Origin of the sequence: Pseudomonas sp. R1-7 (genome assembly GCF_051132105.1) — a bacterium.
In the GTDB taxonomy this organism is placed as follows: domain Bacteria; phylum Pseudomonadota; class Gammaproteobacteria; order Pseudomonadales; family Pseudomonadaceae; genus Aquipseudomonas.
The window spans coordinates 981,648-1,001,615 of sequence record NZ_CP071661.1; the positions used below are offsets into that span (position 1 = coordinate 981,648).

Annotated in this window: 5 protein-coding genes; 1 reads left to right on the plus strand and 4 read right to left on the minus strand. The window is 60.0% G+C overall.

The annotated features are described in order from the left end of the window. Window positions 1–44: 44 nt before the first annotated feature. The 4 genes from J3P79_RS04295 to J3P79_RS04310 form a co-directional block, all read right to left on the minus strand. Complete coding sequence (locus tag J3P79_RS04295; protein ID WP_434608417.1) at window positions 45–1,466, minus strand: OprD family porin; 1,422 nt, start codon at window positions 1,464–1,466, stop codon at window positions 45–47. Between the two features lie 170 nt (window positions 1,467–1,636). Then, on the minus strand, window positions 1,637–3,238 hold the full coding sequence (locus J3P79_RS04300; RefSeq protein ID WP_434608419.1) for an ABC transporter substrate-binding protein: 1,602 nt from the start codon (window positions 3,236–3,238) through the stop codon (window positions 1,637–1,639). Window positions 3,239–3,531: 293 nt separating this feature from the next. Continuing rightward, complete coding sequence (locus J3P79_RS04305; protein ID WP_434608421.1) at window positions 3,532–5,157, minus strand: ABC transporter substrate-binding protein; 1,626 nt, start codon at window positions 5,155–5,157, stop codon at window positions 3,532–3,534. A gap of 255 nt (window positions 5,158–5,412) precedes the next feature. After that, a complete protein-coding gene (locus J3P79_RS04310; protein WP_434608423.1) occupies window positions 5,413–7,014 on the minus strand; it encodes an ABC transporter substrate-binding protein in 1,602 nt (533 codons plus the stop codon). A gap of 296 nt (window positions 7,015–7,310) precedes the next feature. Here J3P79_RS04310 and J3P79_RS04315 point away from each other — a divergent pair, with 296 nt between their 5' ends. Beyond that, window positions 7,311–19,967 carry a hemagglutinin repeat-containing protein gene (locus J3P79_RS04315; protein WP_434608425.1) on the plus strand — a complete coding sequence of 4,219 codons (12,657 nt, stop codon included), beginning with the start codon at window positions 7,311–7,313 and terminating at the stop codon, window positions 19,965–19,967. Window position 19,968 lies beyond the last annotated feature (1 nt).

Consider the following 19,968-nt stretch of genomic DNA (forward strand, 5'->3'; position numbering starts at 1 on the left):
AAAACCGAACGGTCGACCTTGTGGGTCGACCGTCGGTGGAAAGGTTAGAGAATGTTGAACGGAATGGTGGTGACCAGGCGGAATTCGTTGATGTTGCCATCAGCCTGGTTTTCGCTGGCGCGGTGAGTGGTGTAGGTGGCGCGAATCGCGGTGGCCTTGAGCGGGCCGCTCTGCACGGCATAGGAAGCGCCGACACCGTATTCGTAGTGAGTTTCGCCATCCATCAGGCTCAAATTGCCGCGCTGGCTGCTTGGATCGGTGTAGGCCGTGCCACGGTAATGCGTGCCGTCGATGCCCCAGCCACGCGCCTGGTAGATGTTGAACTTCAGGCCTGGCACGCCGTACTCGGCCATGTTCAGGCCGTAGGCGATCTGGAACGATTTCTCGTTCGGGCTGTTGAAGTCCGACAGCAAGGAGTTGGCCAGGTAGATGCCGTTGGTTTCGTGCAAGTAGTCGAAGTACTCGTCGCCGTTCACTTCCTGATAGGAGAAGGTCAGGCTGTGAGCCTGGTGAGCAAGGCCCAGGGACAGGGAGTAGGTATCGTTGTCGATATCCCCCATCAGCTTTTTGCCTTCGTCGACGGTTTTGTAGTAGTTCAGGCTGGTGGTCAGGCTGAGTACCTGGCTATCACCCAGTTCGTGGGTGGCGCCGAAGTAATACTGGTTCCAGAAATCTTCTACCTTGGCGCCATACAGGCTGGTTTTCAGGCTCTTGAACGGCTGGTAATTCACGCCGGCGGTGTAGACCTTGTCGGTTTCCACGCCAGTGGCGGAATACTCGGAGCGGAATTTCGACAGGCTCTGCTCGGTCCGCGGCGAAACGCGATCGAAACCGGCCAGGTCGAACGACAGGTTGTTGAATTCTTCACTGTGCAGGCTGATCCCCTCGAAGCTCGAAGGCAGTGCACGGTTACCGATAACGTCGATGATTGGCGTACTGAAGTTCTGGCGACCCGCAGTCAGCGTCGTGTTCGATGCGCGGAATTTGACGTTGGCCAGGCCCAGCTTGCTCCACTGATCCACGGCATCGCCGTTGGAGTCTGCCAGGGTACGGTTGGAGCCACCGGCAATGTGCTTGCGGTCCTGGTCCAGAACGACGGCGTTGTAGGCGGCCACTTCGGTGCTGACGCCGACGGTGCCTTGGGTGAAGCCCGACGTGTAGTTGACGATGGTGCCTTGGACCCAGTTGATACGACGGGAAATGGGGGTGGCCGGTACGGAAGGGTCATTCTTCACGCTGTTTGGCTTGTAGCTGAAGCGGTCATTGCGGCGTTTCAACTCGTTGGAGTACCAGTTACGAGTCGTGCCCCCCAGGCTCTGGCCGTCGATGAAGCCTTTTGCTTCGCTTTGGGCGCTGCTGTCGGCCAGCGCGGTAGGAACGAATTCCTGACTGACAGATTCTGCGTAAGCCGTGGCCGTAACGCTGCTGATGGCCAAGGCCAGTATTGCGGTGCTGCTCAGTTTCATTGGTAACGCTCCTTTTTCTTTCTTTTTTATGCCGATCTTTTTGGTGAATCGGCTATCGGGTTTCAACTCATTCGCAGGTTGCAAACGTTTGCTTGGCGCCAAATCGGCGAATTACGGCAAGACGTCGGCGTGGGGCTTCCAAAGGAAGCCCGCGCTGCGTGGCTAGACGGTTATGGGTTCAGGCTGACGCCCGAGAAGACGTTGCGACCGAAGGGGCTGACTTTGAACCCTTCGACTTTGGCACTCAGCGGCTGGTTGACCGTCGAGTGGGCAACAGGGGTGATCGGCACTTGCTGCTTGAGCAATTGCTGGGCCTGTTTGTAGAGCACGGTGCGCTGGTCGCGGTCGGTAACGACCTTGGCCTGCTTGATCAGCTTGTCGTAATCCTGGTCACACCACATGGAGTAGTTGTTGCCGCCGATGGCGTCACAGCTGTAGAGCGTGCCCAGCCAGTTGTCCGGGTCCCCGTTGTCTCCGGTCCAACCGATCAGGCTGATGTCGTGCTCGCCGTTCTTGGTGCGCTTGATGTACTCGCCCCATTCGTAGCTGACGATCTTCACCTTCAGGCCGATCTTCGCCCAATCCGCCTGGAGCATCTCGGCCATCAACTTGGCGTTGGGGTTGTACGGACGTTGCACGGGCATGGCCCAGAGGGTGATTTCGGTGCCTTCCTTGACCCCGGCGGCCTTGAGCAACTCCTTGGCTTTTTCCGGGTTGTAAGGCGTGTCCTTGATGGTCTCATCGTAGGACCATTGGGTCGGTGGCATGGCGTTCTGCGCCAGTTGCCCCGCGCCCTGGTACACGGCGTTGAGAATGCCTTGCTTGTTCACCGCCATGTCCAGCGCACGGCGCACTTCGACCTGGTCGAACGGCTTGTGGCGGGTGTTATAAGCGATGTAGCCGAGGTTGAAGCCCGGCTTCTCGATCAGCTGCAGCTTGGGATCGTTCTTCAAGGCCGGCACGTCGGCCGGACGCGGATGCAGGGTGACCTGGCATTCGTTGGCCTTGAGCTTCTGCACCCGCACCGACGCGTCGGTGTTGATGGAGAAAATCAGGTTCTTCAGCTTCACCCGTTCCGGCGCCCAGTACTTATCGTTGGCGACGTAGCGGATGTTGGAGTCTTTCTGGTAGCTCTTGAACTCGAACGGCCCGGTGCCGATCGGCTTCTGGTTGATGTCGCTCGGCTTGCCGCTCTTGAGCAACTGATCCGCATACTCGGCTGAAAGGATCGAGGCGAAGCTCATGGCGATGTTCTGGATGAACGCGGCGTCGACGCTGTTGAGGGTCATGACCACGGTCAGCGGCCCGGTCGCTTCAACCTTGGCGATGTTCTTGTTCAGGCTCATGCCGTTGAAGTACGGGAACTCGGTGGGGTAGGCCTTGCGAAACGGATGCTGTGGGTCAAGCATGCGGTTGAAGGTGAAGAGCACGTCGTCGGCGTTGAAGTCCCGGGTCGGCGTGAAGTAATCAGTTGTATGAAACTTCACCCCTTCGCGTAGGTGGAAAGTGTATTTCAAGCCGTCTTCGGAAATGTCCCACCTCGTTGCCAGGCCTGGGACGACATTGGTCGCGCCTTTTTCAAACTCGGCCAGGCGGTTATACAGCGGCTCGGCGGCGTCGTTGTCGGTGGCGGTGGTGTATTGCGCCGTGTCGAAACCGGCGGGGCTGCCCTCGGAACAGAACACCAGACTGCCACCGGCGGCCTGGGCTGCGGATGTGGCGGCCAGCAGGCCGGTGCCCAGCAATGCGGATAAAACCAAGGTATGGCGCATGACGCTCCCTCTTGTAGTGTTGTGCAATGCGCCCCGATCCCTTCCAGGATTCGATGGCTGCATTGAGTCCAAACCATGCGTATGGCAGACCGAGAACTCATGCAAATACTGTCAGCCCTGACGGTAGGGACCGTCGGTCTGGCAGTAAATGCGCTGAGTCCTAAAGACTTGTAGGAAAAGGCAACGCGCCTTTACCTTCTGCCGTGTGAGATATCGGGGTCCTGCGTAGGAAGATTCCGATACATCAGCCCAAAAAAATCGGCGACGTTAGGAAACGCCGCCGATTCTGGAGCTTATTTGCTGACGCTGACGCCGTAGAAGGAGTTCAAGCCAAAGGGGCTGATCTTGAAGTCCTGCACGTTGGCGCGCATGGGTTGGTACACCGTCGAGTGAGCGATAGGTGTCATCGGCACAGCATCCTTGAGGACGTGTTGCGCCTGTTTGTAGAGTTCGGTGCGCTTGGCCTGGTCGGTAGTACGCTTGGCGTCTTTCACGAGGCCGTCGAATTTCTTGTCGCACCATTTCGAGAAGTTGTTGCCGGCCAGCGAGTCGCAGCCGAACAGCACGTTGAGCCAGTTGTCCGGGTCACCGTTGTCACCGCTCCAGCCAATGATCATGGCTTGGTTCTCGCCACCTTTGGAACGCTTGATGTACTCGCCCCACTCGTAGCTGACGATGTTGACGTTCAGGCCGATTTTCTTCCAATCGGACTGCAGCATCTCGGCCATCAACTTGGCGTTCGGGTTGTATGGACGCTGCACCGGCATCGCCCACAGGGTGATGTTGGTGCCTTCCTTGACGCCGGCTTCCTTGAGCAGCTCTTTGGCTTTCTCGGGGTCGTACTTGGCGTCCTTGATGGTGGTGTCGTAGGACCATTGGGTTGGCGGCATGGCGTTGACGGCCAGCTGGCCGGCGCCCTGGTAGACCGAGTCGATGATCTGCGGCTTGTTGACCGCCATGTCCAGTGCCTGGCGGACTTTCAGGTCAGCCAGCACGTTCGGCTCGTTGCTGCCCTTGATCTTGTCCATGACGTTGTAGGCGATGTAGCCCAGGTTGAAACCCGCCTGGTCAGGCATCTTCAGCGCTTTGTCTTCCTTCAGCGCCTTGAGGTCGGCCGGGCGAGGGAAGAGGGTGACTTGGCACTCGTTTTTCTTCAGCTTCTGGATACGCACCGACGGGTCGGTGGTGATGGCGAAGATCAGGTTGTCGATCTTCACGTCCTCAGGCTTCCAGTAATCCTTGTTGCCGGTGTAGCGGATGTTGGAATCTTTCTGGTAGCTCTTGAACACGAACGGGCCAGTGCCGACCGGCTTCTGGTTGATGTCCGGGGCCTTGCCGTCCTTGAGCAACTGGGCGGCGTACTCGGCGGACTGGATCGAGGCGAAGCTCATGGCCATGTTCTGGATGAACGCGGCGTCGACATCTTTCAAGGTGAACTTGACGGTGTGGTCGTCGACTTTATCGATCTTGGTGATGTTGGTGTCCATCCCCATGTCGGTGAAGTACGGGAATTCTGTTGGGTAGGCCTTACGGAACGGGTCGTCCTTGTTGATCATGCGGTTGAACGTGAACAGCACGTCGTCGGCATTGAACTCACGAGTCGGCTTGAAATACGGGGTGGTGTGGAACTTGACGCCTTCACGCAGGTGGAAGGTATACGTGAGGCCGTCTTCGGAAATGTCCCACTTTGTGGCCAGGCCAGGAATCACGGCGGTGCCGCCGCGCTCAAACTGGGTCAGGCGGTTGAACATGGTTTCTGCAGAGGCGTCGAAGTCGGTTCCGGTGGTGTACTGACCAGGGTCGAAACCGGCCGGGCTGCCTTCGGAGCAGAACACCAGGTTAGTCGCGGCGGAAGCGAAAGGAGCGCTGGCTAACAAGCCTGCGCCGACTAAAAACGGAATGACCGCGTGTTTAAGCATGTTGGCCTCATGATTTGTTGTCATTTTTGGATTTGAGGGCGACCTCGTGAGTCGTCCTGCGGATACTTATGCAGGCCCCATACCCAATGCAAGATCCAGAGCGGTTTCAAGCTTGAAACAGTGGAACGAACGTACCTTAATGTCGCATCTTTATAACTTTTGACGCATTTGACCGTTTGCGCCGGTTTTTTTGGGGCAAACGGCGCCCGTTGGCGGTGCGGCGCAGGGCTGCGACGCACCGCCATGGGGCGGGTTTTACTTGTTCAAACCCACGCCATAGAAGGGTGTAAGGCCAAATGGGCTGAGTTTGAAATCCACCACTTCCTTGCGTATCGGCTGGAACACCGTTGAGTTGGCAATGGGCGTGATGGGCACTTGTTGCTTGAGGATTTTCTGCGCCTGCCGGTACAGATCGATCCGTTTCTTGCGGTCGGTCGCGACCTTGGCCTGCTGGATCAACCGGTCGTAGGCCGGGTCGCACCACTTGGCGTAGTTGCTGCCCTTGACCGCCGCGCAGCTATAAAGCACGCCGAGCCAGTTGTCCGGGTCACCGTTGTCGCCGGTCCAGCCATAGATCATCGCGTCATGCTCACCGTTCTTGGCGCGCTTGATGTATTCGCCCCATTCGTAGCTGACGATGTTGGCCTTGATGCCGATCCTGGCCCAATCCTGCTGGATCATTTGCGCCGACATTCGTGCGTTGGGGTTGGAGGCGCGCTGCACCGTCATCGCCCATAAATCAATGGTAGTACCGGGCGCAACCCCGGCTTCTTTCAGGAGCAACTTGGCCTTGGTCACGTCATGGGGCGCGTCCTGGATCGCCGGGTCGAACGACCATTGCGCCGGCGGCAAGGCGTTCTGCGCCAGTTGCCCCGCGCCCTGGTACACCGCTTTGATGATCGCCGGTTTGTCGATGGCCATGTCCAGCGCCTGACGGACCTTGAGCTGGTCCAGCGGCGGGTGCGTCACGTTGTAGGCCAGGAAACCGAGATTGAAACCGGGCTGCCTGAGCACCCGCAGGTTCGGGTCTTGCTCCATTACCTCGATATCGGCCGGGCGCGGATAACCGCTGACCTGGCATTCGCCGCGCTTGAGCTTCTGCAGGCGCACGGCGGCGTCCGGAGTGATGGAAAAAATCAGGTTGTCGAGCTTCACGTCCTCCGGTTTCCAGTACGCGGTGTTGGCGGTGTAGCGGATCTGCGAATCCTTCTGGTAACGCTTGAACACGAACGGCCCGGTTCCGACGGGTTTCTGATTCAGGTCGCCGGCCCTGCCTTCCTTCAACAACTGAGCCGCGTACTCAGCGGATTGCACCGAGGCAAAACTCATCGCCAGGTTCTGCACAAAAGCCGCATCGACGTTATTCAGGTTGAAACGCACGGTGCGGTCATCAACCTTCTCGACAGTCTTGATCGTGGTGTTCAGCCCCATGTCAGTGAAGTACGGGGATTCGGTGGGGTAGGCCTGGCGGAACGGGTGCTGTGGGTCCAGCAGGCGTTGGAAAGTGAACAGCACATCATCGGCGTTGAAGTCGCGGCTCGGGGTGAAGAACTCGGTTGTATGAAATTTCACACCCTCGCGTAGGTGGAAGGTGTAGGCCAGGCCATCGGCGGAGACGTCCCAACGGGTCGCCAAACCGGGCTCGACCTCGGTGCCACCGCGCTTGAACTGGGTGAGGCGGTTGAAGACGGTTTCGGCCGAGGCATCGAAGTCGGTGCCGCTGGTGTATTGGCTGGGATCGAACCCGGCGGGGCTGGCTTCGGAGCAGTAGACCAGGGTAGTGGCGGCTTGGGCCAATGGCGCTGCGCTGATCAACGCGAACGCGAGTAAGAGGGGCTTTAAAGTGGTTCTGTCCATGAAATCCCTTGGGGCGTGACGAAGGTTTTTCCGAAGACTAGCGGTTGGGACTGGGATGTAGGAAATATCCAAAAGTAAGGGGCACCCCTGGGTTTGGGCATACCGAATTTCTCGGCAATATTTAATTGACGCCGGAATAATGGCTATCTAGTATCGCGCCACTATTTTGATATTGCTTTGTGGGCAGAGGATGACGAACGTCTTCCTTGCCTTGTGAACGAGGTCGTGTCTGGCTTTTCGGCCACCGGCCTGCACGGATGACCTCCTTTTAAATTGCGCTGCAACGAGACCCGATCATGGACGACCGCCAATACGCCTTCCTGGCCCGCCAACCTTCTGCTGCCCTGAAAAACCGCGAGCGGTTCCTCGGCATGCCCAAGCGCGGCCTGGCGTTTTTGCTGGCCAACGTCATGTTCTGGCAACCCATGTGGGCCCAGGCCGAGGGCATCGTGGTCAGCGCGCCCGGCACCGGCCTCGACCGGGCGGGCAATGGCGTGCCCATCGTCAACATCGCCAAGCCCAATGCCAACGGTCTGTCCCACAACCAGTTCAAGGACTACAACGTCGACAGCAACGGCGTGATCCTCAACAACGCCACGTCCCGTACGCAGTCCACGCAACTGGGCGGGATCATCCTCGGCAACCCGAACCTCCAAGGCGCCGCCGCGCAAACCATCCTCAACGAAGTCAACGGCGGCAACCCCAGCCAACTGCGCGGCTACACCGAAGTGGCGGGGCAATCGGCCCATGTCATCGTCGCCAACCCGTATGGCATCAGCTGCAACGGCTGCGGCTTCATCAACAGCCCGAAAGTGACCTTGAGCACCGGCAAACCGGTGGTGGAAAACGGTCGGTTGGATCGCTACCAGGTCGACCAGGGCAGCGTCGCCATCGAAGGCGCGGGCCTCAATGCGAACAACGTTGATCACTTCGAAATCATCACCCGCAGCGCCAAGATCAACGCCGAGATCCAGGCGAAGAACCTGACGATCGTGGCCGGGCGCAACGACGTCAATGCAGAGACTTTGAGCGCCACCGCTCGCGCCGATGACGGCAGCACCAAGCCGGAACTGGCGATCGACTCTTCGGCGTTGGGTGGGATGTATGCCGGGGCGATCAAGTTGGTCGGCACCGAGGCCGGCGTCGGGGTGAAACTGGACGGCAAGTTGATTGCCAGTGGTGGTGATATTCAGCTCGATGCCAATGGGCGTTTGAGTATGGTTGATACCTCGGCCAGCGGGGCGGTTAATGTCAGGGCTGCGAGTCTTGATGTGCAGGGACCGGTTTATGCCGGCACGACCCTGAACGCCCAGACCCAGGGCAACCTGACTAACCAACAAACCCTCGCGGCGCGGGATAGCATCACGTTGAATGCCGGTGGGCAGTTGAGCAACAACGGCATTATCGAAGCCGGGGTGAACGCGGATAACACGCGTAACGCTGCGGGCGATGTGAGCCTTACGGCGCAAAACCTGAACAACAACGGCAAGAGCGTGATCGCCAGCCGCAATCTGACGGCCAATGTTACGCAGACGCTGAACAACCAGGGCGGGACCCTCAGCGCCGGGCAGGCCGCCACGGTAAAAGCCGGGACGCTGGATAACCAGAACAAGGGCCGCGTGCTGAGCAACGGCGCGCTGGACGTCACCGCTGACAAGCTGCTCAACACGCAGGGCGTGGTCAGCAGCAACGGTAGCCTGACGGTTGATGTTAGGCAGTTGGATAACCACGACGGCGAAGTCTCCAGCGCCGCCACCACTCAAGTCACCGGCACCATGCTGGACAATAGCGACGGCCTGCTCACTGGCGACGTGGCGCTGAACATCGGGTTGATCGGTGCCCCGAACAACCGGAACGGGGTGTTGGGTTCCGGCAAGAGCTTGACCGTCACCGCCGCCAGTCTCGACAACACCCTCCAGGGTAGCCTGGTCAGCGATGGCAGCCTGACCACGCGTATCAGCGGTCTGTTCGACAACCGGCAAGGCAGCCTCGGCGCCAAGGGCTCGACGGATGTCCAAGCGGGCAGCCTGGACAATCGCGGCGGCAGGGTCCAATCCGTCAAAGACCTGCAACTGACAGTCGCCAGGCTCGATAACCGCGAGCAAGGCTTGCTCAGCAGCCAGGCGGGGCTGCGTGTCGATGGCTCGCAATTGGATAATCGCGGCGGCCTGCTCAGTGCCGCCGGCCCTGTGCATTTGCAGGTAACTGACATCGACAACAGCGGCGGACGAATCTCCAGCAAAACCGACCTCACCGCGAACGTCTCGCACCTGAACAACCAGGGCGGCGAACTGGTCGCCCAAGGCCTGCTCACCGTCAGCGGCCAGGACCTGAATAACCGCGGCGGATTGGTTGGCGCGACCAACGCACTGAAACTCGACATCGACGCGCTGGACAATCGAGGCGGCGAAATCTCCAGTACCGCCGATATCAACATCGCCGGCCAACGCCTGGACAACAGCGACAACGGCAAGGTCCTCGCCGGCACTGATCTGGGCCTGAAAGTCGCGGCCATCATCAACCAGACCAAAGGCCTGCTATTCAGTACCGGCGTCACCACCGTCGAGGGCAAAAGCCTGGACAACAGCGGCGCCAATCTGGTCGCCCGCCAGGGTTTGGATATTCGCCTGGACAATGCGTTGATCAACGTCGGCGGCGCCATCACCACCGATGCCGGCCTGACCGTCAGCAGCCACAGCCTGGATAACCACGGCGACGGCCTGCTCAGCGCCAAAGGCGCCACCCACGTGACCACTGGCACGTTCGACAACACTGCCGGTGGCTACCTGGTCAGTGGTGACACCCTTGATCTCACCGCCACCCAGGTCAACAACGGCGCCGCCAGCCGCATCGCCAGTGACAAGGCGCTGACTGCAAGGGTCACCGGCCTGGATCAGCAGGGCGGTGAACTGTTCAGCAAGACAGCCTTGACCCTGGACCTTAACAACGGCCAGTTGAACAACCTCAAGGGCGTGATCAACGCACCGGTCCTGGTGCTGAAGAACCTAAAGGACGTGGACAACCGTGGCGGCGAGATGTCCAGTGCCCAGGCCTTCACGCTGGCGGCCCGCAACCTCGACAACCGCGACGGCAAGCTGATCAGCAACCAGGCGCTGACCCTGCGGATCGACCAGGCGCTCAACATTATCAAAGGGCTGGTTTCCGCCCAGTCCATCGACACCCACAGCGCCAGCCTGGACAACACCAATGGCTTGGTCAGCAGCCGTGGCGCGCTGGTCATGACCGTGGACGGTCAACTGACCAATCGGGACGCCGCGATCATTGCTGACGGTGACCTGCACATCGAGGCCACCCACCTCGACAACAGCGCCGGCCAGATCGCCGGCAAAGCCAACGTCACGGCCGCTATCGACAGTGTGAACAACCAGGGCGGGCAGATGATCGCCCTCGGCGGATTGACGCTGACCGGCGCCTCGCTGGACAACCGCGCCGCAGGGCTGGTCGGGGCGACCGACACGCTGACGCTAAACGTCGGTTCGATCGACAACCGTGGCGGCGAACTGTCCGGCCACGGCGATGTTGCTTTAACAGGCGACGCGCTGGACAACAGCGACGGCGGCCTAGTCATCGCCAACGGCGCGTTGGCCCTGACGGTGCAGGAAGTGCTCAACCGCACCAAGGGCCTGCTGTCCGGCAAGACCGGACTGACCTTGACCGGCGAGACGCTGGATAACAGCGGCGGCTCGCTGCTGACCCAAAAGGACCTCACCGCGCACCTCGACGGCGACCTGAACAACATCAAGGGCGCCTTGAGCGCCGAAGGGGCGCTCGGCGTTACCGCCGCCAGCCTCACCAATACCCTGGGCAGCGTTTCCAGTGCTGGGGCACTGACGCTCACGCTTGATAACGCCTTGCTCAACCAGGGCGGCGGCATCGTCACCGATGCCGGTCTCACCCTCAAAAGCGCAAGCCTGGACAACCGCAACCAAGGCAGCATCAGCGCCAAGCAGGCGGTGCTCCTCGAGACCGGGGCGCTCGACAACAGCCAGGCCGGACGCCTGAGCAGCGGCGCCAACCTTGACCTCACCACCCAACAATTGACCAACCAGGACGGTGGCCGCATCGCCAGCAGCGGCGCGCTGATCGCCAGCGTCACCGGCCTTGACCAGCAGGGCGGCCAGCTCTTTAGCAACACGTCGCTGAGCCTTGACCTGAACCAAGGGCAACTGAACAACCAGAACGGCTTGATCAGCGCCCCCTTGCTGATGCTGAAAAACCTCAAGGGCGTCAACAACGCCGGCGGCGAAATCTCCAGCGCCCAGGCATTCACCCTGGCCGCGCAAAACCTGAACAACGACAACGGCAAGTTGTTGAGCAACCAGGCCCTGACCCTGCGCATCGATAACGCGCTGACCAACCTCAAGGGCCTGATCGCCGCCGCCGCGTTGGACGTCGAGGCCGCCAGCCTGGACAACAGCGCCGGCACCCTGACCAGTCGCGCCAACCTCGACCTGAAACTGGCCGGCCCGCTGATCAACCAGAATCAAGGCTTGATCAACGCCACTGATGCCTTGACCGTCAGCACCCGCAATTTGAACAACCACCAGGGTTCGTTGCTGGGCAGCACCATTGCGATCGACTTCGGTGCCGCTACCGGGGATCTGAACAACAGCGCCGGCCTGATCACCACCGCCGGCGTACTCAGCCTCCAGCACCTGCGGGACCTGGACAACCAGGGCGGCGAAATTTCCAGCAGCCAGAACCTCGACCTGACGGCTCGCAATCTCAATAACAGCGCCGGCAAACTCATCAGCAACGGTTTGCTGACCGTGAAGGCCCGCGACGTCATCAACCAGGGCGGCCTGATGTCCGGTTTCAAAGGCCTCGACCTGAGCGCCACGAGCCTGGACAACCGCAACGCCGGCACGCTGTCGAGCCGCGACGAAGACGTCAGCGTGACCTTGAGCGGCGCGCTGCTCAACAGTGCTGACGGTGCGTTGGCCGGCAAGAAAAAACTCACCGTCACCGCGGCCAGCGTCGACAACCGCGGCGGGATTCTGTCCAGCGGTGCCGACCAGACCTTGACCGTCACCGGCGGTTTGCTGAACAACGCCCAAGGCGGCTTGATCGGCAGCGCCGCGACCCTGGTCATGAACGCCATGACCCTGGGCAACGCCGGCGGCACCGTCAACGCGCAACAAGCGCTGACCTTCACCGGAACCACCCTGGACAACACCGGCGGCACACTGATCGGCAACGCCGCCGTGACCCTGGACCTGCTCGGCGCCCTGACCAACACCAACGGCAAACTTGCCAGCACCGGGCCGCTGCGGGTCGAGCGCGCCACGCAGCTCGACAACCAGGGCGGCCAGATCGCCAGCCAAAGCCTGCTGACCTTGCTCATCGGCGGCCTGGACAACCGCAATCGTGGCACCGTCGCGGCCAATGACGCACTCGTTCTGACCGCCTCCGGTGCGGTGCAGAACAGCGCCGACGGCCTGATCTACAGTCAAAACGGTGCCGTGCAAATCGACGCCAACAGCCTCGCCAACGGCAAGGGCACCGTACAAAGCCAGGGCAACCTGACCCTGGTCGTCGACCAAGACATCGACAACCAGAGCGGCCGCATCCAGGCCAAGGCCGGCGACCTGACCATTGAAGCGCGCAACCTCGACAACCGCGGCGGCGTGCTCGCCAGCTTGCAAGGACTGCTGAAGACCGACCTGAGCGGCGTGCTGAAAAACGGCTACGACCTGAACAACAACCGCCAGGGCGGCATCACCCAGGCCCAGCGCCTGAACCTGATCGCATTGGGCGGCTTGGACAATTACGGCGGACGCATCTCGGCGCAAACCGGCGATGCCGTCATCACCACCGGCAACCTCGACAACCGCAACGGCGGCCTCTACGCCAAAGGCAAAGTCAACGTTACCGCCAACAATTTAGATAACAGCGGCGACAACGGCGGCCAGATCGCCGGCAGCCAGATCGACCTGAACCTCACCGGCGCCATGAACAACCGCCTGGGCGTCATCGAAAGCGACAGCACGCTGATGATCAAGGCCGCGAGCCTGGATAACCAGACGGGGCAGATCCGTGCGTTGGGTACGGGCGGCAAGACCCATTTCCAGATTGGTGGGTTGTTCGATAACCGCAGTGGTGTGTTGGAAAGTGCCAACACCGACCTGACTCTTGGCGCGACCAGTTTCCTCAATACCGGCGGCAGCTTGCTGCACGTTGGCACTGGCACGTTTGATATCTCCACCGCTAACGTCACCGGAGCCGGTGGTACGGTGGTGACGCGTGGCGGTCTGACTATCAGCACCGACACATGGACCAACAGCGGGGTCATCCAGGCAGGACGCCTTAGCGTCAATGTCAACCATTTCACCCAGACTGCTGGCGGCCAGTTACTGGCTTCCGACAGCTTCATTGGCGGCGGCGTCAATTGGTTTAATGAAGGTCTGGTCGCCAGTAATGGCAGCCTGAAAATCGACCTGGGTGGTGCCTATTGGGGGGGCGGTCGTCTCAACAGCCTGGGGACGCTTGGCCTCAGCGCGGCACAAGTGAGCCTCAACAGCGTCAGCTCCAGCATAACGGGAGGCGGCGATACCACCATTGGCGTTAATGGTCAGCTCGACAATGCCGGTCGCTTGACCTCGGCGGCGCGCCTGACGATTGGCGCCACGGGGATCAACAACTTTGGGACGTTGGGTGGTGGTCAAGCTTTGACCGTGACGACCGGTGCGCTGGCGAACCACCAGGGGCTGATTTTCAGCGGCAGCGACATGGGCCTGCGGGTCGATACGCTGAACAACCTCGACGCCAACATCTACAGCCTGGGCAATCTCACCGTTGACCGTAATGGCTTGGGCGCCTTGGCCAGCAGCATCGTCAACAGTTCCAGCTCGATCCAGAGCGACGGCAGCATGAGCCTGGCCGCCAGCACGATCCAGAACATCCGCACCCTGCTGACCATGGGCAGCAGCGGCATCTACACCGCGAAAATCACCGAACTCCCCTGCATCGAGGGTTACAACGCGGGTGACTGCAGCGGCAAGCAGAACCACGTTTGGGAATTGCTGCAACGCGAAAAAACCGAAGTGACCGCAGCCACTGCGGCTTCCAGCATCACGGCGGGTGGCAACCTCAACCTGAGCGGCGGCGACCTGCTGAACCAGAGCAGCACCATTGCCAGCGGCGGCAACCTGACGGCCTCATTGGTCAATTTGACCAACACCGGCGTCGAAACCGGCGAGACGGAAACGACGCGGGTGTTACGTTCCCAGCGAACCCGAAATGCGGGTGCCTGGTACACTGCCGCCAGTAACTTCACCAACAAATACTGGTTCGAAAGCGCCGGTTATGACGTCAACAACCTGAGCAGTCTGGAAGCAGGTATCGCCAACTTCATCGGCATGACCGAAATGGAGTACACGAACCTGGGCACCACCAAAAAACTCGCCGGCGGTGACCAAAGCTACGCAGCCGTGATCCAGGCCGGCGGCGCCGTAAATATCAACGCGCAGAACAACATCAATAACAGTGTCGTGCGACCCGGCTACACATACATCGGCAGTGGTCCACGTACCAACACGGGCGCTTCCGGCACCGCATATTCCACCCGCATCACGCTCAATCAACAACTGCCGCCCAACCTGGCGCAACAGCAAGTCAATCCGGTAGCCTTGCCTGGTTTCAGCCTGCCCACCGGCCAGAACGGCCTGTTCCGCCTGAGCGGGCAGAGCGGCGCTGTGCCGGCGGTCAGCGGCCCGCAAAGCTGGGCGCTGGGTAACGCGAGCCTGACCCAGGCCCAGCGCCAACAAGGCCTGCCTGCCGTCCAGGCCAGAGACCTTCAACCGGGTAACGCCCCGCAAGCTACCGCCAGCAATCTTGACCTGAGCATCGCAGCACGCCAGGCAACCAATATTGGCGACCAGGCCAGCACATTCGACACCAGCACCGGCGGCGCCCCCGTGGCCGGCGCCATGCCTGGCCGCACCACCGCGTTTACGGTCAACCGCGTCCAGGGCCTGCCCGCTTCCACTGTGGCGGCCAATCCGCACAAATACCTGATCGAAACCAACCCGGTACTCACCGACCTCAAGCAATTCATGAGCTCGGACTACCTGCTGTCAAACCTCGGCTACGACCCCGACCAGAGCGCCAAGCGCCTGGGCGACGGGTTGTATGAGCAGACCCTGATCCAGCAAGCCGTGGTCGCCCGCACCGGCCAGCGCTTCATCGACGGCCAGACCTCCAACGAGGACATGTTCAAGTACCTGATGAACAACGCCATCGCCAGCAAGCAGGCGCTCAACCTGGCCCTGGGCGTCAGCCTCACCTCCGAGCAAGTCGCGGCCCTGACCCACGACATCGTCTGGATGGAAAACGTCGAGGTCAACGGTGAGCAAGTCCTGGTGCCGGTGCTGTACCTGGCCAATGCCAACAACCGCCTGGCGGCCAACGGAGCATTGATCCAGGGCAGCGACGTCACCCTGATCGCTGGCAAGGACCTGGACAATGCCGGTACCCTGCGCGCGAGCAACAACCTGTCCGCGACCGCCACCAACGACTTGGTCAACAGCGGCCTGGTGGAAGCCGGCAACCGCCTCGACCTGCTGGCCGGCAACAACCTCGTCAACAAGGCCGGCGGCATCATTGCCGGACGCGACGTCACGCTCACCGCCACCCGTGGCGACGTGATCAACGAACGCACCATCACCACCCATGAAAGCGACAGCGGCTACCGTCGCGAACGCACCGATTTCATCGACAGCGCCTCACGTATCGAAGCCGCGAATAACCTGACCATCAGCGCCGGGCGTGACATCAACAACGTCGGCGGCGTGCTCAAAAGCGGAGCCGACACCACCCTCAACGCCACCCGCGACGTCAACCTTGTCTCCGCTGAGCGCATCACCAGCGGCAATCGTGGCACGCATCGAAACGAAACCATCACCCAGTACGGCTCCAGCCTCGACATAGGCCGCGACCTGACCGCCAACGCCGGCCGCGACCTCACCGCTGTAGCCAGCCAGATCGACGCCAAGCGCGACATCACCATGAGCGCCATCGGCGACCTGACCTTGGCGTCTGCGGCGGATGAGCAGCATTCGTATGGCAAGAGCAAGAAGGTCACGGCTCAGGAAGACCATGTGAGCCAAGTCTCCACCAGCGTGACGGCGGGTGGGAATGTGACGCTGAGTGCCGGGAAAGATCTGGGGTTGATCGCCAGTCGGGTGAGTGCTGGGGATGAAGCGTATCTGGTCGCCGGCGCGAACCTGGTGCTGCAATCGGCTGAGGATTCGGACTACAGCTTCTACAGCAAGACCAAGAAGTCTTCTTCCGGGAAGAAGTTTCGGTTGGATGAGACCAGTAGTGTCACCAACGTAGCCAGTTCGGTTACCTCCGGAGGCAACAACGTCCTGACCGCCGGCAACGACCTGCTGATCAAGGGCAGCAACGTGATTTCCGAAAAAGGCAGCGTCGGCCTGGGGGCCGGCAATGATGTGGAAATTGTTGCGGTTACCGACTCCGAGAGCGCTCGCCACGAGCGCAGCAAAAGCAAAAGCAGTTGGGGCGGTTTGAAGTCGAGCAAGGTCCAGGACAAGTTGGCCGAAACTCAGACAACCGCCGTCGGTAGCCTGATCTCGGGCGACACCATCGCCGTCAGCGCCAAACGCGATGCCACCGTGACCGGTTCTGCACTCGTCAGTACCAATGACCTAGCGGTACGTGCCGGGCGCGACCTGACCATCGACGCGGCAGAAAACACCTTCTCCCGTATCCAAATGCACAAGGAGAAAAATCGCGACCTGACCGGCGTATTAACTGCCAACAACCTGGGCCTCGACGACATTACCGGCAACCAACACCTGTCGATCAGCAACCAGAAACACAACGGCACCGCGTCACAGACCACCCTGACCGGCAGCACTATCGGATCCAGCAAAGGCAACGTCAGCCTCGTTGCCGGTGGCGACCTCAACGTCATCGCCAGCGACCTGGTCAGCACCAAGGACATGAGCCTGCGCGGCTCGAACGTCACCATCGCTGCGGGCATGGAAACGGCGAAGCAAAGCACCGCCGATAAATCCAGCAGCTTGGCCGTGGGGCGTGTCGTCGGTGGTGCGATCATCGACACGGTCAGGACTATTCGCTCGTCGGTCGAAGCCGCGAAGAATGCGGATGATCCTCGGCTCAAAGCCGTGAAGCTGGCCCAGGCGGCACTGGCCGCCTACAACCTCGGCGGGATGGCCTCGGATGCAAATGCCCAAAAAACCGGCTTCGCCGACAAACAGGGCGGCACCGCCAGCAATGGTTCGTTGATCAAAATCGGTACCGAACTCGCCAATACCCATAGCAAAAGTACCAGCGACTACGCCAGCCAAACCGCCAAGCAGAGCACCCTCAACGCAGGCACCACTTTATCCATCATTGCCAATGGCAACGCGGCGGAAAAGGATGGTGATTTGCATGTCATCGGCAGCAGCATCAAAGCGGCCAACACATCGCTGCTCGCCAGCAACGACATCATCCTGGAAAGCGCACAGAACACGGCTGATTGGTCCAATCGCAACAGCAACAACAAGACCGCTATCGGCGCCAGCTTCAATATCGGCCAGCAAAACGGCTTCACCCTGGACCTCGGCGCCCAGCTTGCCAAAGGCATGGGCAACGGCAGTTCTGTCACGCAGGTCAACACGACGGTCGATACCGGTTCGTTGTTATTGCGCAGCGGCGGCGACACCACGCTGTCGGGCGCTCAGGTTCGTGCTGATGAAATCAACGCGCTGATCGACGGCAACCTCAACATCATTTCCCGCCAGGACACCCAGGACCAGAAAAGCAAGCAAAGCAGCGGCGGTTTCGGTGCGAGCATCTGCATTCCACCGTTCTGCTACGGCACACCTGTAGCCGCCTCGGCCAACCTGGCCGCTGGCAACATGAACAGCGAATACAAAGGCGTCACGGACCAGAGCGGCCTGTTCGCGGGAGCGGGTGGCTACACCGTTGACGTGGGCAAGACCACCACGCTTGAAGGCGGTGTGATTGCCAGCGATGCCTCGGCGGACAAGAACCTGTTGATCACTGACCGGCTCATCGCTCGCGATATCAAGAATGTCAGTGAAATCGAGGCTCAATCGGCAGGTATCAGCATTTCCGGAAGCTACGGTGGCGCAGGTGCCTCCGCCTCGGTGGGGGGCTTGTACGGTATTGCTTTAAGCGAGTCCGATAAGAGCCATACACGTAGTGCGGTGAGTGAAGGCACGATCATTGTCCGCAATCCGGAGGGTGCACAGGACACGGTTGGCCTGAATCGCGATACGAAGAATGCCAACGAGCTTTTGGACAAGCCTGACGAAGAGGCGATGAACGAGCGCATTGAGCTGGTGAAGAGCTCGGTGGAGTTGGCGAAGGGGATTAGCAATGCCATCGCTGCTGAAAAAATCAAGGAAGCGCAAGACAAGAACAGCGATGCCTACAAGGTTGCGCAGCAGAAGCTGAATGACGGCGGTGTGGCTAATCCAACCCCTGAGCAGATCAGCCAACAGGTTCAGCGCGATTACGGCACAGGTAGTAGTTTCCAGAAGGCCAGCCAAGCGGTCGCGGGAATCGTCCAAGGCATCCTGACCGGAGACATCACAGCACTGGCGGGAGGCGCGGCTGCGCCTTATCTGGCTCAAGCCGTTAAGCAGATGACCGAAGGTGATGATGCAGCGAATCTGATGGCACATGCCGTGTTGGGTGCGGTCCTGGCAAAAGCACAAGGAGGCTCGGCGCTGGCCGGGGCTGCGGGTGCCACCGTTGGTGAGCTGATAGCGAGTCAGCTTTACCCGGGCAAATCCAGAGACGAGCTGACCGAATCGGAAAAACAAACGATCGCGGCGCTGTCGACGTTGGCTGGCGGGTTTACCGGCGCGCTTGCTGGAGGGGATGCGTTTAACGCTGCGGTTGGAGCGGGTACAGCGAAAAATGCAATCGAGAATAATCATCTGAGTGACATAGGAAGGATGTCGCTTCAGGTTTTGCAGCGGGAATACGAGGCGTCGTGTAAAGGCTCGACAACAGCTGATTGCCAAAAACTATCTAGCGAGATCGCGGATCTTCTGGCCAAAAATCATAGCGTTCTAAAGAACGAGGTGCTTGCGGAAGATAACGATTTCACCCGCGCTACGGTCCACACAACTTCGCCTGGGGATGTGATTTCCTGCGCTACGTCACCAAACGGCTTTTGCGTGGCTACCGACAAGACGATCACCACGGATCAAGGTGAGGAGTGGGTTCTACAGCCTGCCTCATTTGAACAGGCGGTTGATGGAAAAACGAGAAAGCAGTTAGATGATGCTGCCGTTACCGCTCGGCTTCAGGGGGTCTCCAATGAACTGTTCACGGCTGGTTGTGGTGGGGCAGGTCTGGCTGGTATAGCCTGCCAAGGCTATATGGCCACAGGTGGCGAAAATCCTATCACGGGGGAAGTGGCCAGTAACACCGAGCGGGTCATGTGGGGTATCCAGGGGCTGTTGAATGCATGGGGGTTGGGTGGTTCGTTATATAGCGCGTCTTCAAAAGGGCTTGTACCTAGCGGTTTCGCCGATGCGAAAGAATTTTCAACTTTTGGCGGTAGCGTCAGGGATGGTTTGTTGAAAGCAGGTTATAGCAATGTCGATCCCATACTTCAGGGGAGCGCTATAACTGGCAAAAGCTATCGAACCGGTCAACCATTTGATGTCGGACGAGCTAGCGATTTTGATATCGCACTCGCCAGTCCAGAGCTATTAGACAAAGCAAGCTCTCTAGGAATTGGGCTTAGGAGCGGCGCGACGCGTACCGGTCCCCTTAGTGCAAGGGATCTGAAAGTGCTTGGCTTGGAAGACTTGGCGAGTCAGTTAAGTAAGCAGGCGGGTCGCGATGTTAATTTCATGATTTACGGCTCAACGACCTCGGCGATAAGCCGAGCGCCAAGCATTATCTTGCCGAGGAACTAAT

Bases quoted from the DNA above. Each gene is read 5' to 3' on its own strand.
- J3P79_RS04295 (WP_434608417.1), bottom strand. From the start codon at position 1,466: ATGAAACTGAGCAGCACCGCAATACTGGCCTTGGCCATCAGCAGCGTT.
- J3P79_RS04300 (WP_434608419.1), bottom strand. From the start codon at position 3,238: ATGCGCCATACCTTGGTTTTATCCGCATTGCTGGGCACCGGCCTGCTG.
- J3P79_RS04305 (WP_434608421.1), bottom strand. From the start codon at position 5,157: ATGCTTAAACACGCGGTCATTCCGTTTTTAGTCGGCGCAGGCTTGTTA.
- J3P79_RS04310 (WP_434608423.1), bottom strand. From the start codon at position 7,014: ATGGACAGAACCACTTTAAAGCCCCTCTTACTCGCGTTCGCGTTGATC.
- J3P79_RS04315 (WP_434608425.1), top strand. From the start codon at position 7,311: ATGGACGACCGCCAATACGCCTTCCTGGCCCGCCAACCTTCTGCTGCC.